Below are 22746 nucleotides of genomic sequence, written 5' to 3' on the forward strand. Positions count from 1 at the left end.
TCGGGTCAGTTGTCCGCTGCGTGTGCGCCGCGCCGCGGCAGCTCGACCTGGCTGCGGTCGGGCAGCGGCGCGTCCAGCCCGGTGCCGGCCCGCAGCTCGTCCTCGCGGGCCGCCGCGGCGGCCCGGACGTCGGCCCCGAAGTCACCGATCGCCTCGGCCAGCTCGCGCAGCCCGTCGGCCAGCTGGCCGGCGATGCCCTGCGGGGTCAGCTTCTCCGCGGCCCGGGACAGCCGGCGGACGACGAGGGCGCCGATCGTGACGCCCATGGCCAGCCAGAACAGCCGGCGCATCAGTCGGCCCGCCGGGACGAGCGCCGCGCCCGCCGCTCGTCCTTGGCCGACCGCTGCGCGTCGGCCAGCGCCTGGCCCTCGCGCTTCTTGCGGGCGGCGCTGCGCACGCCGTAGCTGAACGCCGCGACCTTGATCAGCGGGCTGCCCAGGGTGGCGGCGAAGACGCTGGTCAGCGCGGCGACGTTGCTGGACACGTTGGCCGCGTTGCCGGTGATGTCGTCGACGCGCTCGAGGTTGGCGTTGACGTGGGTGACCGTCGTCGACGCCTGGCTGAGGATCGGCTGGCTCTGCTCCCGGACCTGGCGGATGGTCAGCGTCGTCTCGTCCAGGGTGCGCCCGAGCTTCAGCAACGGCACCGCCAACAGGAGGACCAGCACCACCACGGCAAGGGCTGCGATCAACCCCGCCCACTCTCCTGCGGACACGCGTGCTCTCCCTCGGGTCTCGACTCTCGTCGACGTCTCGGATGGTCCAGTTGCCGGCCGTCTCGCTCGCCGGTGGGGCAACACTAGCCGCGGGGGCCGACGGTCGTCGTCGCGTTCACCGCCGAGGGGCCTCAGCCGCGGCGGCGGACGATCGCCCGGAGCTTGGCCAGCCGGGCCGAGATCGCGGCCTCGACACCGCGGTTGGTCGGCCGGTAGTAGTCGCGGCCGACCAGGGCGTCGGGCGGGTACTGCTGGGGGACGACGCCGTCGGGGTGGTCGTGCGGGTAGATGTAGGTCTTGCCGTGGCCGAGCGCCTTGGCCCCGGCGTAGTGCGCGTCGCGCAGCCCCGCGGGCACCGGACCGGCCAGGCCGGCCCGCACGTCGGCGACGGACTCGCCCATCGCCTTGGTCACCGCGTTCGACTTGGGCGCCGTGGCCAGGTGCACGACGGCGTGCGCCAGCGGGAAGTGCCCCTCGGGCATCCCGATGAAGGCCACCGCGTCGGCGGCGGCCACCGCGGTGAGCAGCGCGGTCGGGTCGGCCATGCCGATGTCCTCGCTGGCGGAGATGACCAGCCGGCGGGCGATGAAGCGCGGGTCCTCCCCCGCCTCGACCATCCGGGCCAGGTAGTGCAGCGCCGCGTCGACGTCGCTGCCGCGGATGCTCTTGATCAGCGCGCTGGCGATGTCGTAGTGCTGGTCGCCGGACCGGTCGTAGCGCACCGCGGCCTGGGCGACCGCCGTCTCCAGGGTCTGCAGGTCGATCTCCGCCGCGCCCACCGCCAGCGCGGCTCCCGCGCCGGACTCCAGCGCGGTGAGCGCCTTGCGCCCGTCGCCGCCGGCCACCCGCACGAGGTGCTCCTCGGCCTCCGCGCTGAGAGTCACCGCGCCGTCGAGGCCGCGGTCGCTGGTCAGCGCGCGGTGCAGCAGGGTGCGGACGTCGTCGTCGGACAGCGGCTGCAGGGCGAGCACCAGGCTGCGGGAGAGCAGCGGGCTGACCACGGAGAAGAACGGGTTCTCGGTGGTGGCGGCGATCAGGCTGACGATCCGGTCCTCGACCGCGGACAGCAGCGAGTCCTGCTGGGTCTTGGAGAACCGGTGCACCTCGTCGATGAACAGCACCGTGCGGCGGCCGGCGTGGGTGAGCTCCCGCTTGGCGCTGGCGATGACCGCGCGGACCTCCTTGACCCCGGCGTCCAGGGCGGAGAGCTGCACGAAGGAGCGCTTGGTGGCCAGCGAGATGACGTGCGCCAGCGTGGTCTTGCCGGTGCCGGGCGGGCCGTAGAGCACCAGCGACATCGGCTCGTCGGCCTCGACCAGCCGGCGCAGCGGCGCCCGGGGGCCGAGCAGGTGCTGCTGGCCGACGACCTCGTCCAGCGACCGGGGACGCATCCGGACGGCGAGCGGGGCGCCCGGGTCGACCGCGGGGCGCGCCGCCTCGTCGTCGGCGAACAGCCCCTCGCCGAACAGCCCGGTGTCGCCCATCGTCACGGTTGCGACGCTACCCGGGGGGCACGACAGTCCCCATGCAGCAGCGGACCATCGGGTCGACCACCGTCAGCGCCATCGGCCTCGGGGCGATGCCCCTGTCGACCAAGGAGGACCGGCCCTCGCCGGAGGACGCGGTGGCCGTCGTGCACGCCGCCCTGGACGCCGGGGTGACGCTCGTCGACACCGCCGACGCCTACGCCGCCGACGAGGCCGAGTTCGGCCACAACGAGGAGGTGGTCGCCCGCGCGCTGGCCTCCTACGGCGGCGACACCTCCTCGGTGCTCGTCGCGACCAAGGGCGGGCACACCCGCGAGGGCCGGGACTGGTGGCTGGACGGGACGTCGTCCTACCTCCGCCGCGCCTGCGAGGGGTCGCTGCGCCGGCTCGGCGTCGAGGCGATCGGGCTGTACCAGTTCCACCGGCCCGACCCCGCGACGCCGTGGGAGGAGTCGATGGGCGCGCTGCGGTCGCTGCACGAGGACGGGCTGATCCGGATGGCCGGCATCTCCAACGCCGACGTCGACCAGATCGACGCCGCCCGGGCGATCGTCGGCGACGCGCTGTTCAGCGTGCAGAACCAGTTCTCCCCCGGCTGGCGGTCCTCGGCGGGCGAGCTCGCGCACTGCGCCGCGCACGGGCTGGCCTTCCTGCCGTGGAGCCCGTTCGGCGGGGTCTCGGCGGCGAAGCAGCTGGGATCGGCGGCCGACGAGTTCGCCGCCGTCGCCGACGAGCTGGGGGTGTCGGTCTACCAGGTGACGCTGGCCTGGCACCTCGCCCAGGCCGACGTCGTCGTCCCGATCCCGGGCGCCTCCCGACCGGCGTCGATCGTCGACTCCGCCGCCGCCGCCGACCTCGTCCTGCCCCCCGAGCACCTCGCCCGCCTGAACGCCGCCTGAGCTCGCACCAGTTGATCATCGGCAAGTGGTCGTCGGTGGCCGCGTGTCGGGCAGCCACCTGCCGATGATCAACACCTAGGCGGGCTGGAGGCACAGTCGGGCGTGGGTGGGGCGCTGGCGTCCACAACCGCTGGCTGCTTCCACAGGTGGCGGTGGGGCCTGGCGGGCCACCGGCCTGCCGCTGAACCTGTCGGCATGCCCGACCTGTTCACTACAGCCACTGCACGTTCGGCGGGGCTCAGCCGGTCGATGCTGCGCGGGTCCTCGTTCGTGCGGCTCGCCCACGGCCTGTACGTGCGGCTCGACGATGCGATCGACGTCCCTGAGCGACTGGCCATGCTGGCCACGGTCCTGCCCGACGACAGCGCCTTCAGCCACCACACGGCGGCAGCGCTCCTCGACGCGCACGTCGACTTCCCGCCGCGGGCGCACGTGGCCGTGACCCCACGCCGGGTCCTCCCGCAGCACGCCGGGGTCCTCGTGCACGCCCGCCGGCTGCAGCCCCGGGACGTCGTGCTGCGGCGGGGGCTGCGGGTGACCTCGGGGGCGCAGACGTTCCTCGACCTGGCGGCCCTCCTCCCCCCGGCCGAGCTGGTGGCCGTCGGGGACGCGCTCACCCGGGCCGGGCACCTGGACGACGCCCGGCTCACCGAGCGGCTGTCCCGGGCGGGCCGGGTCCGCGGTGTGGTGCGGGCGCGCGCCTGCGCACCGCTGCTCGACGCCCGGTCGGCGTCCCGGCCGGAGAGCCTGATCCGCTGCTGGCTGGTGTGGAGCGACCTGCCCGACCCCGAGCCCCAGGTGCCGGTGCACGACCGGTACGGCCGGATCGTGGCCCACGGCGACCTGGGGTACAGCCGCTGGAAGGTCCTCACCGAGTACGAGGGCGCCCAGCACGCCGAACGGGACCAGTTCGGCCGCGACATCGACCGCTACTCGCTCATGGCCGCCGACGGGCACCTGGTGCTGCGCTTCGCAAGCCCGCACCTGCACGGCCCAGAGACCGTGGTCACCCGCACCCGAGGCGCCCTCCTCAGCCGAGGCTGGCGACCCGGCACCAGTTGATCATCGGCGAGTGGCTGCTCGCCACGCCGGCAGCGGCAGCCACACGCCGATGATCAACTGCCCCGCGGGAGGGTGGGGTTACTTCGTGGGGTCGGTCGGGCCGGGGGCGCCGGGCTCGGCCGGCAGGCTGGGCTCCTCGGGGACGAAGTCGATGCCGGCCTCCACCCGCTGGGCGTCGGAGATCGGCGTCGGCGCGCCGGTCAGCGGGTCGTAGCCGGCGCCGGTCTTCGGGAAGGCGATGACCTCGCGGATCGAGTCGACGCCGGCCAGCAGCGCGGTGAGCCGGTCCCAGCCGATCGCGGCACCGGCGTGCGGCGGCGGACCGTAGGCGAAGGCCTCCAGGAAGAAGCCGAACCGCTCCCGGGCCTCCTCCTGCGACATCCCGATGACCTCGAAGACCCGCTCCTGCAGCGCGGCGTCGGCGATCCGGACCGACCCGCTCATCAGCTCGTTGCCGTTGCACACCAGGTCGTAGGCGTCCGACAGCGCCGCGCCCTTGTCCTCGGCGAACCGCTCCCGCCACTCCGGGGTGGGCGAGGTGAAGGGATGGTGCATGAAGGTCCAGTCGCCGTCCTCGGTCTCCTCGAACATCGGGAAGTCCACGACGAACAGGAACGACCAGGAGCCCGGCTCGATCAGCTCCAGCCGCTTGGCGACCTCGTTGCGCGCGGCGCCGAGCAGCTCCTGCGACGACCTCCGGGGCCCGGCGGCGAAGAACACGCAGTCGCCCGGCTTCGCGCCCACGGCCTCGACCAGCCCGGCCCGCTCGGACTCGGAGATGTTCTTGGCCACCGGGCCGCCGAGGGTGCCGTCCTCGGCGATGGTGACGTACGCCAGGCCCTTGGCGCCGCGGGAGCGGGCCCAGTCCTGCCAGGCGTCGAACGCGCGCCGCGGCTGCGAGCCACCGCCGGGCATCACGATCGCCCCGACGTAGGGCGACTGGAACACCCGGAACGGCGTCTCGGCGAAGTAGGAGGTCAGTTCGGTCAGCTCGATGCCGAACCGCAGGTCGGGCTTGTCCGACCCGAACCGGTCCATCGCCTCGCGGTAGGTCATCCGCGGGATCTCCGGGACGGCGTAGGAGGCCAGCTCCTGCCACAGCGAGCGGATGACGTCCTCGGCCACGGCCAGCACGTCGTCCCGGTCGACGAAGCTCATCTCGAAGTCCAGCTGGGTGAACTCCGGCTGCCGGTCGGCGCGGAAGTCCTCGTCCCGGAAGCAGCGGGCGATCTGGTAGTACCGCTCCAGGCCGCCGATCATCAGCAGCTGCTTGAACAGCTGCGGCGACTGGGGCAGCGCGTACCAGGAGCCCGGCTGCAGCCGGACCGGGACGACGAAGTCCCGCGCCCCCTCGGGCGTCGACCGGGTCAGGTTCGGCGTCTCGACCTCGGTGAACCCGTGGCCGGCCATCACCCCGCGGGCGATCCGGTTGATCTCCGACCGCAGCCGGAGCACCGCCGCCGGGCCCTGCCGGCGCAGGTCGAGGTAGCGGTACTTGTAGCGGACGTCGTCACCGGCCGCCTGCGCGGTCTCGATGGGGAACGGCAGCGGCGCGGACGCCGACAGCACCTGCAGGGTCGAGGCGACGACCTCGACCTCACCGGTCGGCAGCTCCGGGTTCTCGTTGCCGGCCGGGCGCTGCTGCACCTGCCCGGTCACCAGCACGCAGTACTCGTTGCGCAGCGCGTGCGCCTCCTCCTCGCGGACGACGACCTGGGCGTAGCCCGAGGCGTCGCGCAGGTCGAGGAAGACGACCCCGCCGTGGTCGCGCCGGCGGGCGATCCAGCCGGCGAGGGTGACCGTGGAACCGGCGTCGGTCGCGCGGAGCGCGCCGGCGTCGTGGGTGCGGAGCAAGGTAGTGCCTTTCTCAGAGGGCGGTGGGGCGGGCCGGGACGACGGTCACCAGCGGTCGTGCACGGCGGCGCGGATGCGCTCGTCGTACACGCGCTCGAGGTCGGCGAGCTGGCTGTCGGTCAGCGGGGGCAGGTTGGCGGCGGCGACGTTGCCCAGCGCCTGCTGCACGTTGCGCGCCCCTGGGATCACCGTGGTGACGCCGGGCTGGTCGATCACCCAGCGCAGCGCGAAGGCCGCGGTCGACACGTCCGGCCCGGCGATCTCGGCCACCTCGCGGGCGGCGGCGACGCCGACCTCGAACGGCACGCCGGAGAAGGTCTCGCCGACGTCGAAGGCCTCGCCGTTGCGGTTGAAGTTCCGGTGGTCGTCGGCGGCGAAGGTGGTGTCGGTCGAGTACTTGCCCGACAGCAGCCCGCTGGCCAGCGGCACCCGGGCCAGGATGCCGACCTCGGCCCGCTGGGCGGCCGGCAGCAGCTGCTCCAGCGGCTTGCGCCGGAAGATGTTGAGGATCACCTGGATGGACTGCACGCCGGGGTGCTGCAGCGCGGTCAGCCCCTCGGCGACGGTCTCCACCGAGACGCCGTAGGCGGCGATCGCCTGCTCCTCCACCAGCGCGTCGAGGGTCTCGTAGACGCGCTCGTCGGAGTAGACGGCCGGCGGGGGGCAGTGCAGCTGCACGAGGTCGAGGGTGTCGACGCCGAGGTTGCGGCGGGACCGGTCGATCCAGGCGCGCAGGTTCTCCGGGGTGTAGGTCTCCGCGGCGAACGGGTCGGCGCGCCGGCCGGCCTTGGTGGCCACGAACGGGCGCTCACCGCGGGCGGCCAGGGCCTTGCGGATCCGCTCCTCGGACCGGCCGTCGCCGTAGACGTCGGCGGTGTCGAGCAGGGTGACCCCGGCGTCCAGCGCGGCGTCGAGGACCGCGGCGGCGTCGTCCTCGGTCACGTCGCCCCAGTCGCCGCCCAGCTGCCAGGTGCCCAGGCCGACGACCGAGACGTCGGCGCCGGTCCGGCCCAGCGGCCGGGTCTCGAGGGGAGTGCTGGAGGTGTTCATCGACCCACCGTCGCACGCACCCGGTCGAACAGCTCACCCAGGGGGACGGCGACCTGCTCGTGGGTCCGCAGGTCCCGCAGCTGCGCCACGCCCTCGGCCAGGTCGCGGTCGCCGACCACCACCGCGTGCGAGGCACCCGAGCGGTCGGCGGCCTTCATCGCGCCCTTGAGGCCCCGGTCGCCGTAGACGGTGTCGGCCGGCACGCCGGCCTCCCGCAGCTGCCCGACCAGCCGGACGGCGAAGCGCTTGGCCTCGGCGCCCAGCGGGACGACGAAGGCCTGCACCCCGGTCGACGCCGCGATGTCCAGCCCCTCGGCCTGCACCGCGAGCAGCGTCCGGTCGACCCCGACGGCGTACCCGATGCCGGACAGGTCCGGGCCGCCCAGCGCCGCGGAGAGCCCGTCGTACCGGCCCCCGCCCCCGATCGCGGACTGCGCGCCCAGGCCGGAGTGCACGAACTCGAACGTCGTCTTCGTGTAGTAGTCCAGGCCGCGGACCAGCCGCGGCGCCTCCGTCCAGGTCACGCCGAGGTCGGTGAGGTGCTGGCGGACGGCGTCGTAGTGCGCCTTGGTGGAGTCCGACAGGTGGTCGACCATCAGCGGGGCGTCGGCCAGCTGGGCCTGCACCTCGGGGCGCTTGTCGTCCAGCACCCGCAGCGGGTTGATCTCCGCCCGGCGCCGGGTGTCCTCGTCGAGGTCCAGGTCGGCGAGGAACGCCACGAGCAGCTCGCGGTACTGCGGCCGGCAGGTCGCGTCACCCAGCGAGGTGAGCAGCAGCTCGAAGTTCCGCAGCCCCAGGTCGCGGAACCCCTGCACCGCCAGCGCCACCACCTCGGCGTCCAGCGCCGGGTCGTCGACGCCGAGCGCCTCGCAGTCGACCTGGGTGAAGTGCCGGTACCGGCCGGCCTGGGGGCGCTCGTACCGGAACGCCGACCCGACGGCCCACAGCTTCACCGGCAGCGCGCCGGAGTACAGCCGGTGCTCGATGAAGGAACGCATCAGCCCGGCGGTGAGCTCCGGGCGCAGCGTCAGCGACCGGCCGCCCCGGTCGGTGAAGGTGTACATCTCCTTGGAGACGACGTCGGTCGACTCCCCCACCCCGCGGGCGAACACCGCGGTGTCCTCGAACGTGGGCGTCTCGATGTAGCCGTACCCGGCCCGCCGCAGCGGCGCGGTGAGGGTGTCCCGGACGGCGAGGAACCCCGCCGACTCCGGCGGCAGCGTGTCGAACGTCCCCTTGGGGGCGGTCAGCCCGCTCACAGCGAACGTCCCCCGGGTGCCGACGCGGCCTCGGCGAGGTACGGGTTGGTGGCGCGCTCGCGGCCGATCGTGGTGGCCGGGCCGTGCCCGGGCAGGACGACGGTGTCGTCGTCCAACGGCAGGACGACGTCGCGCAGCGAGCCGAGCATCGCGTCCCAGGACCCGCCGGGCAGGTCGACCCGGCCCACCGAGCCGGCGAACAGCACGTCGCCGGCCAGCAGCCCCGGGGCGTCGTCCAGGTCGAGGGAGAACACGACCGAGCCCTGGGTGTGGCCGGGCGCGTGCCGGACGGTGAGCCGCACGCCGGCGAGGTCGAGCACCGCCCCGTCGTCCAGCGGCCGCACGTCGGCCGGGTCGGGCAGCCGGACCCCGGTGATCAGCGGTGCGAGCTGCGGCCCGTGCCAGCGGGCCGGGTCCGACAGCATCCCGCTGTCGGCGGGGTGCAGGTAGGCCGGGATGCCGTACCCGTCGCACACCGGCAGCACGGAGAAGGTGTGGTCCAGGTGCCCGTGGGTGAGGACGACGGCGACGGGCTTCAGCCCGTCGGCGGCGAGCATCTCGGCCAGGGGCTGCACGGCGTCCATGCCAGGGTCCACGACCACGCACTCGGCGCCCGCCCCGGTGGCGACCGCGTAGCAGTTGGTGCCGAACGCGCCGGCGGGGAAGGAGCGGATGAGCACCCGTGCAGATTACGCGGGGAGATCACCGCCCAGCCGCGCTGCCAGGGAGCGGACAGGTGGCCGCCCTACACTGCGCACTCGACACCGCGGGGTGGACGGCGTCAGCTCCAGGAGCGGGCCACCCCCGCGCCCGAGCACAGCACGAGGAGCCCGAGAAGAGTGCCGACGAACAAGCAGCGCCGCGAGCAGGCCCAGCGACGGTTGCAGCGCCAGCTGGAGCGCCGCGAGCAGCTCGCCCGCAAGCGCCGCCGCAACCTGCTCATCGGCGTGACGGTCCTCGCCGTCCTCGCCGTGGTCGGTGCCTTCTTCATCATCACCGGGCTGGCCGACGACGACGCCGACACCACCGCCGCGCCGAGCAGCAGCAGCGCCGCGAGCTCGGCGTCCGCCGCGCCCGCCGGCCAGACGACCGTCGCCGGCCCGTGCACCTACACGACCGACGGCACCGCCAGCGCCGGCGCGCAGGTCACTCCCCCCACCGGGGACATCCCGACCACCGGCACGCTGGCCCTGACGATGGCGACCAACTTCGGCGACATCGGGCTCTCCCTGGACCAGGCCGCGGCTCCGTGCGCCGCGGCCAGCTTCGCCGCGCTGAGCCAGCAGGGCTACTTCGACAACACGCCCTGCCATCGGGAGACCGACTCCGACAGCCTCAAGGTGCTGCAGTGCGGCGACCCGGGCGGCACCGGCACGGGCGGCCCCGGCTACACCTTCCCGACCCAGGTGACCGGCTCGGAGACCTACCCGCGGGGCACGGTGGCGATGGCCAACAGCGGCTCGGGCACCGACGGCAGCCAGTTCTTCCTGGTCTTCGGTGACAGCACCCTGCCGCCGAACTACACGGTCGTGGGCCGGATCGACGACCCGGGGCTCGCGGTGCTGGACACCATCGCCGCGAACGGCAACGACGGCGCCAACGGCACCGGCGACGGCGCACCCACCCAGCCGGTCACCATCACCGCGATGACGCCCGTCGCCTGAGCGGCGCGCGGCCGCGGGTTCCCGCCCGCAGACTGGGCGCGATGGACACCGACCTGTACGCGGGCTTCCCACCGGGCTTCTTCGACCGCAGCGACGACGGGCCGGACGCCGGGTTCTACGACCGGCCCCGGCTCGTCACGCACATCGACGACCGGGCCGTCGCCGCCGTCGGGGAGCTCTACGCCGAGCTGGGCATCGACGGGGACGCACCGCGGCCGACGCGGGCCCTGGACCTGATGTCCTCGTGGGTGTCGCACTTCCGCCGGCCCCCGGCCGAGCTGGTGGTGCTCGGCATGAACGCCGACGAGCTGGCGGCCAACCCGGCGGCCACCGAGCGGCTGGTGCACGACCTCAACACCGACCCCCGCGTCCCGCTGCCCGACGAGGACGTGGACGCCGCCGTGTGCTGCGTGTCGATCGACTACCTCACCCGGCCGATCGAGGTGCTCGCCGACGTGGGGCAGGTGCTGCGCCCCGGCGGGCAGCTGGCGATCACCTTCTCCAACCGCTGCTTCCCGACCAAGGCCGTCCGTGGCTGGCTGGCGACCGACGACGCGCAGCACGGGGCCGTGGTCGCCGAGCTGGTGCGCCGCACCGGGTGGTTCACCGAGCCGACCGTCACGCTGCGGACCCGGCCGGGCGCCGGCGACCCGCTCTACGCCGTCGTGGCCACCCGCACCGCTTAAGCGGTGTACTCGGCGCGACTCCGCGCCGCGGTCCGCTCCTCGGTCGCTGGCGCTCCCTGCGATGCTCCCGCGGCTGTCGTCACGCGGTGACGCGCTCGACGTCGAAGACGCCGTCGACGTTGCGCACCGTCTGCAGCACCGAGCCCAGGTGGGCCGGGTCGGCCAGCTCGAAGGTGAACCGGCTGACCGCCACCCGGTCGCGGCTGGTCTGCACCGAGGCGGACAGGATGTTGACCCGCTCGTCGGCGAGCGCCCGGGTGACGTCGGACAGCAGCCGGTGCCGGTCGAGCGCCTCCACCTGGATGGCGACCAGGAACACCGACCCGGGCTGGCTGGCCCAGTCGACCTCGACCAGCCGCTCGGGCTTGCGCTGCAGGTCCTCGGCGTTCGTGCAGTCGGTGCGGTGCACGCTCACCCCGCCGCCACGGGTGACGAAGCCGAGGATGTCGTCCCCGGGGACCGGGGTGCAGCACTTGGCGAGCTTGGCCCACACGTCGGTCATCCCGTGGACGACGACGCCTGGGTCGCCGCCGGCGGTGCGCGCCACCGACCGCTTGGTGGGGATGGCGGTCTCGGCGATGTCCTCGGTCGCGCCCTCGGTGCCGCCGAGCGCGATGAGCAGCTTCTCGACGATCGAGTGCGCCGAGACCTGGTTCTCCCCCACCGCGGCGTACAGCGCGCTGATGTCGGGGTAGTGCAGGTCGGCCGCCAGGGTGGCCAGCGACTCGCCGCCCAGCAGCCGCTGCAGCGGGAGCCCGGCCTTGCGCATCGCCTTGGTCAGCGCGTCCTTGCCCGCCTCGACGGCGTCCTCGCGGCGCTCCTTGGTGAACCACTGCCGGATCTTGGTCCGGGCCCGGGAGCTGCCCACGAAGGACAGCCAGTCCTTCGACGGGGCGGCCGTGGGCGAGCGGGAGGTGAAGACCTCCACGACGTCGCCGTTGGACAGCTTGCTGTCCAGGGAGACCAGGTTGCCGTTGACCCGGGCGCCGATGCAGCGGTGCCCGACCTCGGTGTGCACGGCGTAGGCGAAGTCGACCGGCGTCGCCTCCCCGGGCAGGCTGATCACGTCGCCCTTGGGCGTGAAGACGAAGACCTCCTGCGGACCGAGGTCGTAGCGCAGCGTCTCCAGGAACTCACCGGGCTCCTGCGCCTCGCGCTGCCAGTCCAGCAGCTGGCGCAGCCACAGCATGTCGTCGCCGGCCGAGCCGGGCGTCGGCCCGGCCTCGGTGGTCCGGCCGCCGGCCCGCGCCTTCTCCTTGTACTTCCAGTGCGCCGCGATGCCGTACTCGGCGGTGCGGTGCATGTCGAAGGTGCGGATCTGCAGCTCGACCGGCTTGCCCTGCGGGCCGATCACGGTCGTGTGCAGCGACTGGTACATGTTGAACTTCGGCATCGCCACGAAGTCCTTGAACCGGCCGGGCACCGGCTGCCAGTGCGCGTGCATGATGCCCAGCGCCGCGTACACGTCGCGCACCGAGTCGACCAGGATCCGGATGCCGACCAGGTCCCAGATGTCGGTGAAGTCCCGGCCGCGGACGATCATCTTCTGGTAGATCGAGTAGTAGTGCTTGGGCCGGCCGGTGACGCTGGCCTCGATGTTCGCGGCCTTGAGCTGCTCGGTCACCGCGGAGGTGACCTCGGCCAGGTAGGTGTCCCGGGAGGGCGCGCGCTCGGCGACCAGGCGCACGATCTCGTCGTACCGCTTGGGGTAGAGCGTGGCGAACGCGAGGTCCTCGAGCTCCCACTTGATGGTGTTCATGCCCAGCCGGTGGGCCAGCGGGGCGAGGATCTCCAGCGTCTCGCGCGCCTTCTTCTCCTGCTTCTCGGGCGGGAGGAAGCGCAGCGTGCGCATGTTGTGCAGCCGGTCGGCCAGCTTGATGACCAGCACCCGCGGGTCGCGGGACATCGCCACGATCATCTTGCGGATGGTCTCGGCCTGGGCGGCGTCGCCGAACTTGACCTTGTCGATCTTGGTGACGCCGTCGACCAGGTGGGCGACCTCGGGGCCGAAGTCCGCGCGGATGGACTCCAGGTCGACCCCGGTGTCCTCGACCGTGTCGTGCAACAGCGCGGCGACCAGCGTCGTGGTGTCCATGCCCAGCCCGGCGAGGACCGTCGCGACCGCCAGCGGGTGCGTGATGTAGGGGTCGCCGCTCTTGCGCTTCTGCTCGGCGTGCGCCTCCTCGGCCACGTCGTAGGCCCGCTGCAGCAGCGCGAGGTCGGCCTTGGGGTGGCTCTGCCGGTGCAGGGCGGCCAGCGGCTCGAGGACCGGGCGGATGCCGGTGGAGCGCTGGCCGGCCACGATCCGCCGGGCGAGCCGGTCGCGGACCCGCCGGCGCGGGGCGGTCTCGCCGCCACCCGGTTCGGCGGCCACGTCGTCGGGACGTCGGACGACCGGCCGCTCGGGCAGCGCGGCCCGCGGCGTCGCCTCCTCCGCGGGAGGCGCGTCGGACGTCTGCGGTACGACGACGTCAGAGGCCACGGGTGCTCCTGCCCTGTTGAGGAGGTGGACCCTCCCGATGGTAGCCGCGGTGGGCCCCGGGCCGCCGCCCGCGCTCACCCGGGATGGTCAGGTCGTCCAGAGCGCGTGCACGGGGTGCGGGGCGATCCGCTGCCGGCCGCCGAGCGCGGCGAGCTCGATCACCACCGACACCGCCGTCACCACCCCGCCCAGCTGCTCGACCAGCGCGATCGCCGCCAGCAGGGTGCCGCCGGTCGCCAGCACGTCGTCGACCAGGAGCACCCGCTGCCCGGGCCGGATCGAGTCGGTGTGCAGCTCCAGCGTGGCGGTGCCGTACTCCAGCTCGTAGTCGGCCGAGACCCGCTCGCGGGGCAGCTTGCCGGCCTTGCGGATCGGCACGACCCCGGTGCCGGCGTCCAGCGCGACGGCGGCGGCCAGCAGGAACCCGCGGGCCTCCACGCCGGCGACGACGTCGAACCCCACGCCGCCCCCGGACAGCGCCGCGGCGCGCGGGTCGACGTCGGCGGGCTCGGTGAGCGCGTCGACGACCCGGCGGAACGCCCCGGCGTCGGCGAACACCGGCGTGAGGTCCCGGAAGAGCACCCCGGGCTCGGGGAAGTCCGGGACGTCGACGGCGATCGAGGCGATCAGCTCGTCGACCGGCCGCTCGGCGGCTGCGGTCACCGGCGCTTCTTGCCGGCCGGCCGCTGACCCGGCCGGGGACCGGGCCGCTGCGGCCGCTGCCCGGGCCGGGGCGCCGCCGTCGCGCCGCTGCTGCTGGGCTGCACCGAGTCCGGCGACTCCACCGGGACGTCGGCGTCGGGGCGGTCCGGCAGCGCCGTCGGGCGCTCGGCGACGGCGACCGACGAGCCACGGGCGGCACCGGCCGCGCCCCGGCTGCGGCGGGCGCTGGCCACCGGGCCCAGCGCCGTGCCGCTGGCGGCCGCGCGCGCCTCGGCGGCACGCCGGGCGAGCACCCGCTTGCGCAGCTGCTGCTGCTCGGGCTCGCGCTCCTTGAGCTCGGCCAGCACCGGGGTCGCCAGGAAGATCGAGCTGTAGGTGCCCACGGCCAGACCGACGAACAGGACCAGGGCGAGGTCCTTGAGCGTGCCGGCCCCCAGCAGCCCGGCGCCGACGAACAGCAGCCCGGCGACCGGCAGCAGCGCGATCACCGAGGTGTTGATCGAGCGCATCAGCGTCTGGTTGACCGCCAGGTTCGCGGCCTCCCCGTAGGTCGAGCGGGCGCTCTTGGCGAGGTCCTTGGTGTTCTCGTCGACCTTGTCGAACACCACGACGGTGTCGTACAGCGAGAAGCCGAGGATGGTCAGCAGGCCGATGACCGTCGACGGCGTCACCTCGAAGCCGATCAGCGCGTAGACGCCCGCGGTGACGATGATGTCGTGCAGCAGCGCGACGATCGCGGCGATCGCCATCTTCGGCTGGAAGCGGACCGCGAGGAACGCGACCACCGCGACCAGGAAGACGCCCAGCGCGAGCAGCGCCTTGTTCGTCACGTCCCCGCCCCAGTCGGCGCTCACCGACTGCGGGCTGACCTCCTCGACGGTGACCCCGGCGGCCTGCGCGACGGCGGCGACGACAGCGTCCTCGGTGGCGTTGTCCAGCGACTCGGTGCGCAGCAGCACGGAGTTGCCGCCGACCACCTGCGCGCTGGAGACCTCGGCACCGGCGTCCTCGGCGGCCTGCCGGATGTCGGACAGCTGCTCGCTGCTCGCCGGCACCCGCAGGCTGTTGCCGCCGGCGAACTCGATGCCGAAGTTGAACCCGCGGAACACCATCAGCAGGACGCAGAGCAGCACGACGACGCCGGTCACCTTGAACCAGAAGCGGCGCCGGTTGACGACGTCGAGGCCGGCCTCGCCGTTGTAGAGCCGGTGCGCCAGCGAGCTCCGGCCCGGCGCACGGCGGGCGGTCGTGGCCGTGGGCTCCCCCTCGGCGGGCAGGCCGGCATCGGCGAGCGCCTGGTCGCCGGTGCTGTCGTCGGCGGCCTCGGTCAGGACGGCGCCGTCGTCGACCGTCTCGTCGGCGTCGGTGCCCAGCGGGACGTCTGCCGCGTCGTGCGGCTCGCGGGGGGTCATCGGTTGCTCCCGTTCGTGCTGCTGCCGACCAGTTCGCGGTCGGGCCGGGCCGGCGGAGCCGGGCGGCGGCTGTGGTCGACCTGGCCGAGGCCGGAGAAGCGGTTGGTGCCGAAGCCCTTGACCCGGCTCAGCACCGCCATCAGCGGATGGGTGAAGAGGAAGACGACGACCAGGTCGAGCACCGTGGACAGGCCCAGCGTGAACGCGAAGCCCTTCACGTCACCGATGGCCAGCCAGTACAGGATGGCCGCGGCGAGGAAGCTGACCGCGTCGGCCGACAGGATCGTGCGCCGGGCGCGGACCCAGGCCCGGGGGGTGGCGCTGCGCAGGCTGCGCCCCTCCCGCACCTCGTCCTTGAGCCGTTCGAAGTAGACGACGAACGAGTCCGCGGTGATGCCGATGGACACGATGAACCCGGCGATGCCGGCCAGGCTGAGCGCGAAGCCGATCTGCCGGCCCAGCAGCACCAGGCTGGCGTAGACCACCACCGCGGACAGCACCAGGCTGGCGATCATCACCAGGCCGAGCAGCCGGTAGTAGAGCAGCGCGTAGAGGAACACCAGGGCGACCCCGATGGCTCCGGCGATGAGCCCGGCCCGGAGCTGCTCGCTGCCCAGCTCGGTGGAGATCGACTGGGCCGTGGCCTGCGAGAAGGTCAGCGGCAGCGCCCCGTACTTCAGCTGGTTCGCGAGGTCTTCCGCCTCGGTCTGGCTGAAGTTGCCGGTGATCTGGGTGGTGCCGCCGTTGATCGCACCGTTGATGGTCGGCGCCGAGACGACCCGGCCGTCGAGGGTGATGCCCACGGCGTTGCCGACGTTGGCCGCGGTGTAGGTGGCCCAGGTCGCGGACCCGGTCGAGTTGAAGTCGACGTTGACCACCCACGCGCCGGTCGCCGTCTCGGTGCCGGCGGACGCGTCGGTGATGTCGGTGCCCTCGATGACGGCCGGGCCGAGCAGGTACTTGGCGGTGCCGTCATCGGAGCAGGCGGCGATGTAGTCCTGGGCGCGGTCGACCGACGTGGTGGTCGTGTCGCAGACCAGCGTCGCGTACTCGGCGGTCGCCTGCTCCTGGGTGACCGTGGGCGCGTCCGCGTCGGGCGCGGAGGTCTCGGTGGCCGCACCGGTGGTCGTGCCCGCGGCGTCGGTGGGCGCCGCGGCGGAGTCGGTGGGCGCGGCGCTGTCCGTAGGAGCGGCGGGGTCGGTGGGCGCCGCGGAGTCGGTCGGCGCAGCGCTGTCGGTGGCGGCGGGGCTGGCCGCCTCCGGCCCGGTCACGACCGGGCGGAACCGCAGTTGGGCGGTGGCACCGAGCTCGCGCGCCTTCTCGCCGTTGTCACCGGGCACCGAGATGACGATGTTGCTGCTGCCCTCGGTGACGACCTCGGCCTCGGCGACACCGAGGCCGTTGACGCGCTGCTCGATGATCTGCCGGGCGAGCTCGAGGTCGGCCGGGTCGGGCGCCTGGCCGTCGGGCGTGCGGGCGGTCAGGGTCACCGTCGTCCCGCCCTGCAGGTCGAGGCCGAGCTGCGGGGTGCGGGAGTCGCCGGTGAAGAAGATCAGCGCGTACATCCCGGCGATGATCAGGGCGAGGGCGGCGAAGTAGCGCCGGGCGGGGAGCTGGCGGGCGGCCATGCGGGGGACCCGGCTCAGCGCGTGGGGTCGGTGGGGTCGCCGTCGCCGTCGGCGAAGCCCGTGGCCCCCGTGGAGGGCCCCGGGTCGACGGTGCCGGCAGCGGGCTTGCGGATCTCGAGGATCGCGGGGCGGGCGACGGTGATGACCACGCCGGGCGAGATCTCCAGGTCGACGGTGCCCTCACCGAGGCCGGCGACCGTGCCGTGGATGCCGCTGGTGAGCATCACCGGCGTCCCCGTGGTGAGCGAGTCCTGCATCGCCTGGGCGTTGGCCGCGATCTTCTTCCGCTGCCGCGAGGGCAGCACGAAGAGGACCACGAACGCCAGGACGACCAGGATGAGCAACGGCAAGGATTCCACGACTGGTGAGCCTCTCTACCGCAGCGTCAGCGCGCGGTGGGTGCGGCCCGGGGCGGGCCGCTCGGGTACATCGGCGCCGGCTCGCTCCCCTGCACGCGGGGCGTCCGGGGGCGCCGCTCCCCGGACGACCCGGGTTGCGCGCCAGCGCGGTGGAGTCTAGGCGTCGAACAGCGTCTGTGACGAAGGACCGTCCGACGGCGGGTCGCCTGTGCCCCCGCTGAGCGCGACGCCGCCGCGGGGAACCGGGTGCCCCAGGTGCCGGAAGGCCGCCTCGGTCGCCACCCGGCCGCGGGGCGTGCGGGCCAGCAGCCCGGCGCGGACCAGGAACGGCTCGCACACCTCCTCGACGGTGTGCGGCTCCTCCCCCACGGCCACGGCCAGGGTGGCCACGCCGACCGGTCCACCGCCGAACCGGCTGACCAGGGCCTCGAGCACCGACCGGTCCAGCCGGTCCAGCCCGAGGTCGTCGACGTCGTAGAGGGCCAGCGCCGCCTGGGCGACCTCGAAGGTGATCCGCCCGTCGGCGCGCACCTCGGCGTAGTCCCGGACCCGGCGCAGCAGCCGGTTCGCGATCCGGGGGGTGCCCCGGGACCGGCCGGCGATCTCGGCCGACCCGGCCGGGGTGAGCTCGACGCCCAGCAGGTCGGCGCTGCGGGTCAGCACCCGCTCCAGGTCGGCGGTGTCGTAGAACTCCATCTGGCCGACGAAGCCGAACCGGTCGCGGAGCGGGCCGGTGAGCAGCCCGGCCCGGGTGGTGGCCCCGACCAGCGTGAACGGGTTGATCTCCAGCGGGATGGCGGTGGCGCCGGGGCCCTTGCCGACCACGACGTCGACCCGGAAGTCCTCCATCGCCATGTACAGCAGTTCCTCGGCCGGCCGGGCGATGCGGTGGATCTCGTCGATGAACAGCACGTCGCCGGGGGCGAGGTTGGACAGCATGGCGGCGAGGTCGCCGGAGCGCTCGATCGCCGGCCCGCTGGTGATCTTCACCGAGGTGCCGAGCTCCGAGCCGATGATCAGCGCGAGGCTGGTCTTGCCCAGGCCGGGCGGGCCGGACAGCAGCACGTGGTCCGGTGGCCGGCCGCGCCGCTTGGCGCCCTCCAGCACGAGGTCGAGCTGGCGGGCGACCTTGGGCTGGCCGATGAAGTCGGCGAGCGAGTGCGGGCGCAGCGCCGACTCGACGACGCGCTCCTCGTCACCGGCGCGCGGGTCGACCGCGTCGTCCGGGACCCGACCGAGGCCGGCGTCGGCCGCGGACAGCCCGCGGTCGAACGGCGCGCTCATGCCCGGCCCAGCAGCCGCAGCGCCTGCCGCAGCAGCACGGCGATCTCGACGGCCCCGGTGGCGGCCACCTGCTCGTCGGCGACCGGCGCCAGCTGGCCGACCGCGCCCTCGGCCTCCTTGCCGGTCCAGCCCAGGCTGACCAGGGCGGCGGTCAGCTGGTCACGCCAGGGCGCGACCGGGGTGACCGACCCGAGGCCGGCCGGGGCGGGCCCGTCCAGCGAGGTGTCGCTGGTCGTGCTGCCGAGCCGGTCGCGCAGCTCCAGGACCAGCCGCTCGGCGCCCTTCTTGCCGATCCCCGGCACCTGCATGAGCGCCTTCAGGTCGCCCATCGACACCGCGCGGCGCACCTCGCGGGGCGGGTGGATGGCCAGCACCGCCTGCGCCAGCCGCGGCCCGACGCCGTTGGCGGTCTGCAGCAGCTCGAACAGCTGGCGCTCGTCGTCGTCGGCGAAGCCGTAGAGGGTGAGCGAGTCCTCGCGGACGACGAGGCTGGTGGCCAGCCGGGCCTGCTCCCCCACCGTGAGCCGGGCGATGGTGCCGGGGGTGCACTGCACCGACAGGCCCACCCCGCCGACCTCGACGACGGCGCCGTCGGGGGACACGGCCGCGACCCGGCCGGAGACCGAGGCGATCACCGGGAGATCCCCGTCCAGCGCGGCAGCGTGCGGGCGGCCGGCACCGGCGCCCCGATGCCGCCGGCGAGCGCGGCGACCCGCAGCCGCTGCTGGGCCGGCGCCCGCCAGACGTGGCAGATCGCCAGCGCCAGCGCGTCGGCGGCGTCGGCCGGCTTGGGCGGCGTCGTCAGCCCCAGCACCCGGGTCACCATCAACGTCACCTGCTCCTTGTCGGCCCGGCCGCTGCCGGAGATCGCGGCCTTGACCTCGCTGGGGGTGTGCCAGGCGACCGGCACGTCGGCCTGGGCGGCCGCGAGGGCGGCGACCCCGGCGGCCTGCGCGGTGCCGGTCGCCGTCCCCTTGTTGTTCTGGTGGAACACCCGCTCGATGGCGACCGCGGCGGGGCGGTGCTCACGCAGCAGGGCGGTCACCGCGGTGTGCACCTCCAGCAGCCGGAGCTCCAGGTCGAGGTCGGGCGAGGTGCGGACGACGCCGACCCCCAGGGCCGTGGGCCGGGCACCCGGCCGCCCCTCGACCACGCCCCACCCGCACCGGGTCAGGCCCGGGTCGATGCCGAGCACACGCAGGCCGACCATCGCGACGCCCACCTCCCCAGTCTCGCACGAACACGTGTTCGAGGAGAACGCTAACCGGAGACGGCCGCGCGGCTCGGGCACGACACGCGCCCGGCCGCCTGCACAGCTCAAGCGTCGATCTTCTCCATGACCTCGTCGGAGACGTCGTAGTTGGCGAAGACGTTCTGCACGTCGTCGAGGTCCTCGAGGGCGTCGATGAGCCGGAACACCTTGCCCGCGCCGTCCTCGTCGAGCTCGACCTGCACGCTGGGCACGAAGCCCATGTCGGCGGAGTCGTAGTCGATGCCGGCGTCCTGCAGCGCGGTGCGCACCGCGATCATGTCGCCGGGCTCGCAGACCACCTCGAGGGTGTCCCCGAGGTCGCGGACCTCCTCGGCGCCGGCGTCCAGGACGGCCATCAGGACGTCGTCCTCGGTGGTGCCGGCCGACGGCACGACCACCACGCCCTTGCGGGAGAACAGGTAGGACACCGAGCCGGGGTCGGCCATGTTGCCGCCGTTGCGGCTCATGGCGGTGCGGACCTCCATCGCCGACCGGTTCTTGTTGTCGGTGAGGCACTCGATGAGCACGGCCACACCACCGGGGCCGTAGCCCTCGTAGGTGATGCTCTGGTAGTCGACGCCACCGGCCTCGAGGCCACCGCCGCGCTTGACCGCGCGGTCGATGTTGTCGTTGGGCACCGAGCTCTTCTTCGCCTTCTGGACGGCGTCGTAGAGCGTCGGGTTGCCCGACAGGTCGGCGCCGCCGGTGCGGGCCGCGACCTCGATGTTCTTGATCAGCTTGGCGAAGAGCTTGCCCCGCTTGGCGTCGATGCCGGCCTTCTTGTGCTTCGTCGTCGCCCACTTGGAATGGCCGCTCACGACACTCTCCCCTCACTGCCGGCGCCGACGCCGACGCCGTCCTCACCCAGGTCCCGGGCACGGGCTGCCCGCACCAGCTCCACGAACATCGCGTGCACCCGGCTGTCGCCGGTGAGCTCGGGGTGGAAGCTGGTGGCCACCAGGCGACCCTGGCGGACTGCGACGATCTTACCGTCGGCCGGTCCGCCGACGACCCGGCCGAGCACCTCGACGTCCGGGCCGACCTCCTCGACCCACGGCGCCCGGATGAACACCGCGTGCACCGGGCCGCCCGCGACCCCCTCGACCTCGACCTCGGTCTCGAAGGAGTCGACCTGCCGGCCGAAGGCGTTGCGCCGGACGACGACGTCCAGCCCGCCGACGGTCCGCTGGCCGGCGGGGGCGTCGAGCACCCGGTCGGCCAGCAGGATCATCCCGGCGCAGGAGCCGTAGGCGGGCAGCCCGCCGCGCACCGCCGTCCGGAGCGGCTCCAGCAGGCCGAACCGGTCGGCGAGCGTGGCCATCGTCGTCGACTCGCCGCCGGGGACGACCAGCCCGTCGACGGCCGCGAGCTCCGCGGGACGCCGGACGGTCACCGGCTCCGCGCCCGCCGCGCGCAGCGCGGCCAGGTGCTCGCGGACGTCGCCCTGCAGCGCGAGCACGCCGATGAGCGGCGCGCTCACCAGCCGCGGGTGGCGTAGCGCTCGGACTCCGGCAGGGTGCTCACGTTGATGCCGACCATCGGCTCGCCCAGACCGCGGGAGACCTTGGCGATCACGGCGGGGTCGTCGGCGAACGTCGTGGCCTGCACGATCGCCGCGGCGCGCTGGGCCGGGTCGCCGGACTTGAAGATGCCCGAGCCGACGAAGACGCCCTGGGCGCCCAGCTGCATCATCATCGCCGCGTCCGCCGGGGTGGCGATGCCGCCCGCGGTGAACAGCACGACGGGCAGCGCGCCGAGCCGGGCCACCTCGACGACGAGGTCGTGCGGTGCGCGCAGCTCCTTGGCGGCGACGAACAGCTCGGTCTCGTCCAGGGTGGACAGCCGCTTGATGCCGGCCCGGATCGCGCGCATGTGCCGGGTGGCCTCCACGACGTTGCCGGTGCCGGCCTCGCCCTTGGAGCGGATCATCGCCGCGCCCTCGGAGATCCGGCGCAGCGCCTCACCCAGGTCGGTCGCGCCGCAGACGAACGGCACGGTGAACTCGCTCTTGGCGATGTGGTGCGCCTCGTCGGCCGGGGTGAGCACCTCGGACTCGTCGATGTAGTCGACGCCGAGGGCCTGCAGCACCTGGGCCTCGACGAAGTGGCCGATCCGGGCCTTGGCCATCACCGGGATCGACACCGCGGCGATGATCGACTCGATCATGTCCGGGTCGCTCATCCGGGCGATGCCGCCCTGGGCGCGGATGTCGGCGGGGACCCGCTCGAGCGCCATGACGGCGACCGCGCCGGCGTCCTCGGCGATCCTGGCCTGCTCGGCGGTGACGACGTCCATGATCACGCCGCCCTTGAGCTGCTCGGCCATGCCGCGCTTGACCCGGTCGGTCCCGGTGCCGCTGGGGAGGTCGGGCGTGCTGGCGTTCTGGGTCACGAGGTGCTGCCTTCGGGTCGGGCGGGAGCGGACGTCCCAGCCTACGGCGGCTCAGCCGCGCGGCCGCGGGCCGCCGGCGTGCGGTGACCCGGCGAGGACGGCGTCCAGCCCGTCGTCGATGTCGAAGTAGCGGGGCAGCGGCCGGCCGGCGTGCAGCCGGAGCACCCGGGACAGCCGGCCGCGGCGCAGCGCGTGGGTGTCCCGGACGGCGTCGTTGTAGAACCGCCGGGCCAGGGCCACCCGCATCCCTGCGTCGCCGAGCTCGGGGCTGAGCACCGGATCAGGCACCCGGCGCAGCAGCCGGCCGAGGTGGTTCTCCGCGGCCTCCCGGTCCCCGGCGCTCGGGGCCCGGGCGCCGGCGGCGGCGTCGGCGAGGTCGCCGGCGAGGTCCGCCCCGAGGTCGTCGGTGCGCTCCCGGGCCAGCGCCGCGGTGAGCTCGGCACGGCGGAGCAGCGCCGCGTCGAGCACCTCCCGCGCCCGCCGCACCCGGCCGGCGAGCCGGCGCAGCCGGGTGAGGGTGAAGGTGGTCCACGCCAGCAGCAGGACGAGCAGGACGGCGGCGGCGCTCAGCAGCCAGGTCCCGGGTTCCACAGCGGACC

General features: G+C 74.0%; 23 protein-coding genes. 4 read left to right on the forward strand and 19 right to left on the reverse strand.

What is annotated here, in order from left to right; genetic code table 11:
- Nucleotides 1-5: 5 nt before the first annotated feature.
- The 3 genes from MODMU_RS15905 to MODMU_RS15915 all read right to left on the reverse strand — a co-directional run bounded on the left by MODMU_RS15905 (nt 6) and on the right by MODMU_RS15915 (nt 2199).
- Nucleotides 6-290, reverse strand: coding sequence for a hypothetical protein (locus tag MODMU_RS15905; protein ID WP_014741338.1), 285 nt, complete (start codon nt 288-290; stop codon nt 6-8).
- Entirely contained in the window at nt 290-715 is a 426-nt protein-coding gene (locus MODMU_RS15910) for a DUF948 domain-containing protein (RefSeq protein ID WP_014741339.1), read from the reverse strand. The genes MODMU_RS15905 and MODMU_RS15910 overlap by 1 nt, the downstream gene beginning before the upstream one ends.
- A gap of 131 nt (nt 716-846) precedes the next feature.
- Nucleotides 847-2199, reverse strand: a complete 1353-nt coding sequence (locus MODMU_RS15915; protein WP_041796905.1) for a replication-associated recombination protein A — start codon at nt 2197-2199, stop codon at nt 847-849.
- Between the two features lie 41 nt (nt 2200-2240).
- On the opposite strand from MODMU_RS15915, the gene MODMU_RS15920 reads away from it, so the two are divergent.
- Both MODMU_RS15920 and MODMU_RS15925 read left to right on the forward strand, forming a co-directional pair.
- The gene (locus MODMU_RS15920) at nt 2241-3101 is read left to right on the forward strand and encodes an aldo/keto reductase (protein ID WP_014741341.1); all 861 of its coding nucleotides are present in this window, start codon (nt 2241-2243) and stop codon (nt 3099-3101) included.
- A 195-nt stretch (nt 3102-3296) separates the two neighbouring features.
- The gene (locus MODMU_RS15925) at nt 3297-4163 is read left to right on the forward strand and encodes a hypothetical protein (RefSeq protein WP_014741342.1); all 867 of its coding nucleotides are present in this window, start codon (nt 3297-3299) and stop codon (nt 4161-4163) included.
- Between the two features lie 78 nt (nt 4164-4241).
- Here the strand turns inward: MODMU_RS15925 and aspS are convergent, their stop codons facing one another.
- Genes aspS through MODMU_RS15945 form a run of 4 tightly spaced genes read right to left on the reverse strand, consistent with a single transcriptional unit; the run spans nt 4242 to nt 9006 of the window.
- Complete coding sequence (gene aspS / locus MODMU_RS15930) at nt 4242-6017, reverse strand: aspartate--tRNA ligase (RefSeq protein ID WP_014741343.1); 1776 nt, start codon at nt 6015-6017, stop codon at nt 4242-4244.
- Nucleotides 6018-6062: 45 nt separating this feature from the next.
- Entirely contained in the window at nt 6063-7067 is a 1005-nt protein-coding gene (locus MODMU_RS15935; RefSeq protein WP_014741344.1) for an aldo/keto reductase, read from the reverse strand.
- A complete protein-coding gene (gene hisS / locus MODMU_RS15940; RefSeq protein WP_014741345.1) occupies nt 7064-8326 on the reverse strand; it encodes a histidine--tRNA ligase in 1263 nt (420 codons plus the stop codon). The genes MODMU_RS15935 and hisS overlap by 4 nt, the downstream gene beginning before the upstream one ends.
- Nucleotides 8323-9006, reverse strand: coding sequence for an MBL fold metallo-hydrolase (locus MODMU_RS15945; protein WP_014741346.1), 684 nt, complete (start codon nt 9004-9006; stop codon nt 8323-8325). The genes hisS and MODMU_RS15945 overlap by 4 nt, the downstream gene beginning before the upstream one ends.
- 159 nt (nt 9007-9165) lie before the next feature.
- On the opposite strand from MODMU_RS15945, the gene MODMU_RS15950 reads away from it, so the two are divergent.
- Nucleotides 9166-9990: a peptidylprolyl isomerase gene (locus tag MODMU_RS15950; protein ID WP_014741347.1), complete on the forward strand. Its 825-nt coding sequence runs from the start codon at nt 9166-9168 to the stop codon at nt 9988-9990.
- 41 nt (nt 9991-10031) lie between these two features.
- Nucleotides 10032-10676 (forward strand): methyltransferase domain-containing protein, encoded by a 645-nt coding sequence (locus MODMU_RS15955; protein ID WP_014741348.1) that lies wholly within the window; start codon nt 10032-10034, stop codon nt 10674-10676.
- A 79-nt stretch (nt 10677-10755) separates the two neighbouring features.
- Here MODMU_RS15955 and MODMU_RS15960 read toward each other — a convergent pair whose 3' ends face one another.
- From MODMU_RS15960 to MODMU_RS16015, 12 genes are all read right to left on the reverse strand, one after another.
- Nucleotides 10756-13158: a RelA/SpoT family protein gene (locus MODMU_RS15960; protein WP_014741349.1), complete on the reverse strand. Its 2403-nt coding sequence runs from the start codon at nt 13156-13158 to the stop codon at nt 10756-10758.
- An 87-nt stretch (nt 13159-13245) separates the two neighbouring features.
- On the reverse strand, nt 13246-13821 hold the full coding sequence (locus MODMU_RS15965) for an adenine phosphoribosyltransferase (RefSeq protein WP_014741350.1): 576 nt from the start codon (nt 13819-13821) through the stop codon (nt 13246-13248).
- On the reverse strand, nt 13818-15233 hold the full coding sequence (gene secF / locus MODMU_RS15970; RefSeq protein WP_014741351.1) for a protein translocase subunit SecF: 1416 nt from the start codon (nt 15231-15233) through the stop codon (nt 13818-13820). Before secF ends, MODMU_RS15965 begins: the two co-directional genes overlap by 4 nt.
- Nucleotides 15230-16861: a protein translocase subunit SecD gene (gene secD / locus MODMU_RS15975; RefSeq protein WP_014741352.1), complete on the reverse strand. Its 1632-nt coding sequence runs from the start codon at nt 16859-16861 to the stop codon at nt 15230-15232. Before secD ends, secF begins: the two co-directional genes overlap by 4 nt.
- A 14-nt stretch (nt 16862-16875) precedes the next feature.
- Nucleotides 16876-17220, reverse strand: a complete 345-nt coding sequence (yajC, locus tag MODMU_RS15980) for a preprotein translocase subunit YajC (protein WP_014741353.1) — start codon at nt 17218-17220, stop codon at nt 16876-16878.
- 156 nt (nt 17221-17376) lie between these two features.
- On the reverse strand, nt 17377-18504 hold the full coding sequence (gene ruvB, locus MODMU_RS15985) for a Holliday junction branch migration DNA helicase RuvB (protein ID WP_014741354.1): 1128 nt from the start codon (nt 18502-18504) through the stop codon (nt 17377-17379).
- Complete coding sequence (gene ruvA / locus MODMU_RS15990; protein WP_014741355.1) at nt 18501-19139, reverse strand: Holliday junction branch migration protein RuvA; 639 nt, start codon at nt 19137-19139, stop codon at nt 18501-18503. The genes ruvB and ruvA overlap by 4 nt, the downstream gene beginning before the upstream one ends.
- The gene (gene ruvC, locus MODMU_RS15995; protein ID WP_231851647.1) at nt 19136-19714 is read right to left on the reverse strand and encodes a crossover junction endodeoxyribonuclease RuvC; all 579 of its coding nucleotides are present in this window, start codon (nt 19712-19714) and stop codon (nt 19136-19138) included. The genes ruvA and ruvC overlap by 4 nt, the downstream gene beginning before the upstream one ends.
- Nucleotides 19715-19821: 107 nt before the next feature.
- On the reverse strand, nt 19822-20574 hold the full coding sequence (locus MODMU_RS16000) for a YebC/PmpR family DNA-binding transcriptional regulator (protein WP_014741357.1): 753 nt from the start codon (nt 20572-20574) through the stop codon (nt 19822-19824).
- A complete protein-coding gene (pdxT, locus tag MODMU_RS16005) occupies nt 20571-21236 on the reverse strand; it encodes a pyridoxal 5'-phosphate synthase glutaminase subunit PdxT (RefSeq protein WP_014741358.1) in 666 nt (221 codons plus the stop codon). Before pdxT ends, MODMU_RS16000 begins: the two co-directional genes overlap by 4 nt.
- Nucleotides 21233-22147: a pyridoxal 5'-phosphate synthase lyase subunit PdxS gene (gene pdxS, locus MODMU_RS16010; RefSeq protein ID WP_014741359.1), complete on the reverse strand. Its 915-nt coding sequence runs from the start codon at nt 22145-22147 to the stop codon at nt 21233-21235. Before pdxS ends, pdxT begins: the two co-directional genes overlap by 4 nt.
- Nucleotides 22148-22198: 51 nt before the next feature.
- Nucleotides 22199-22738, reverse strand: a complete 540-nt coding sequence (locus MODMU_RS16015) for a LemA family protein (protein WP_014741360.1) — start codon at nt 22736-22738, stop codon at nt 22199-22201.
- Nucleotides 22739-22746: the final 8 nt, after the last annotated feature.

The sequence above is a fragment of the Modestobacter italicus genome, from assembly GCF_000306785.1.
Taxonomy (GTDB): domain Bacteria; phylum Actinomycetota; class Actinomycetes; order Mycobacteriales; family Geodermatophilaceae; genus Modestobacter; species Modestobacter italicus.

What these genes read in the sequence shown, in the direction of transcription:
- MODMU_RS15905 (WP_014741338.1), bottom strand. Translation starts at nt 290, where the DNA reads ATGCGCCGGCTGTTCTGGCTGGCCATGGGCGTCACGATCGGCGCCCTC.
- MODMU_RS15915 (WP_041796905.1), bottom strand. Translation starts at nt 2,199, where the DNA reads ATGGGCGACACCGGGCTGTTCGGCGAGGGGCTGTTCGCCGACGACGAG.
- MODMU_RS15920 (WP_014741341.1), top strand. Translation starts at nt 2,241, where the DNA reads ATGCAGCAGCGGACCATCGGGTCGACCACCGTCAGCGCCATCGGCCTC.
- MODMU_RS15925 (WP_014741342.1), top strand. Translation starts at nt 3,297, where the DNA reads ATGCCCGACCTGTTCACTACAGCCACTGCACGTTCGGCGGGGCTCAGC.
- MODMU_RS15935 (WP_014741344.1), bottom strand. Translation starts at nt 7,067, where the DNA reads ATGAACACCTCCAGCACTCCCCTCGAGACCCGGCCGCTGGGCCGGACC.
- MODMU_RS15955 (WP_014741348.1), top strand. Translation starts at nt 10,032, where the DNA reads ATGGACACCGACCTGTACGCGGGCTTCCCACCGGGCTTCTTCGACCGC.
- secF (WP_014741351.1), bottom strand. Translation starts at nt 15,233, where the DNA reads ATGACCCCCCGCGAGCCGCACGACGCGGCAGACGTCCCGCTGGGCACC.
- secD (WP_014741352.1), bottom strand. Translation starts at nt 16,861, where the DNA reads ATGGCCGCCCGCCAGCTCCCCGCCCGGCGCTACTTCGCCGCCCTCGCC.
- ruvB (WP_014741354.1), bottom strand. Translation starts at nt 18,504, where the DNA reads ATGAGCGCGCCGTTCGACCGCGGGCTGTCCGCGGCCGACGCCGGCCTC.
- ruvC (WP_231851647.1), bottom strand. Translation starts at nt 19,714, where the DNA reads ATGGTCGGCCTGCGTGTGCTCGGCATCGACCCGGGCCTGACCCGGTGC.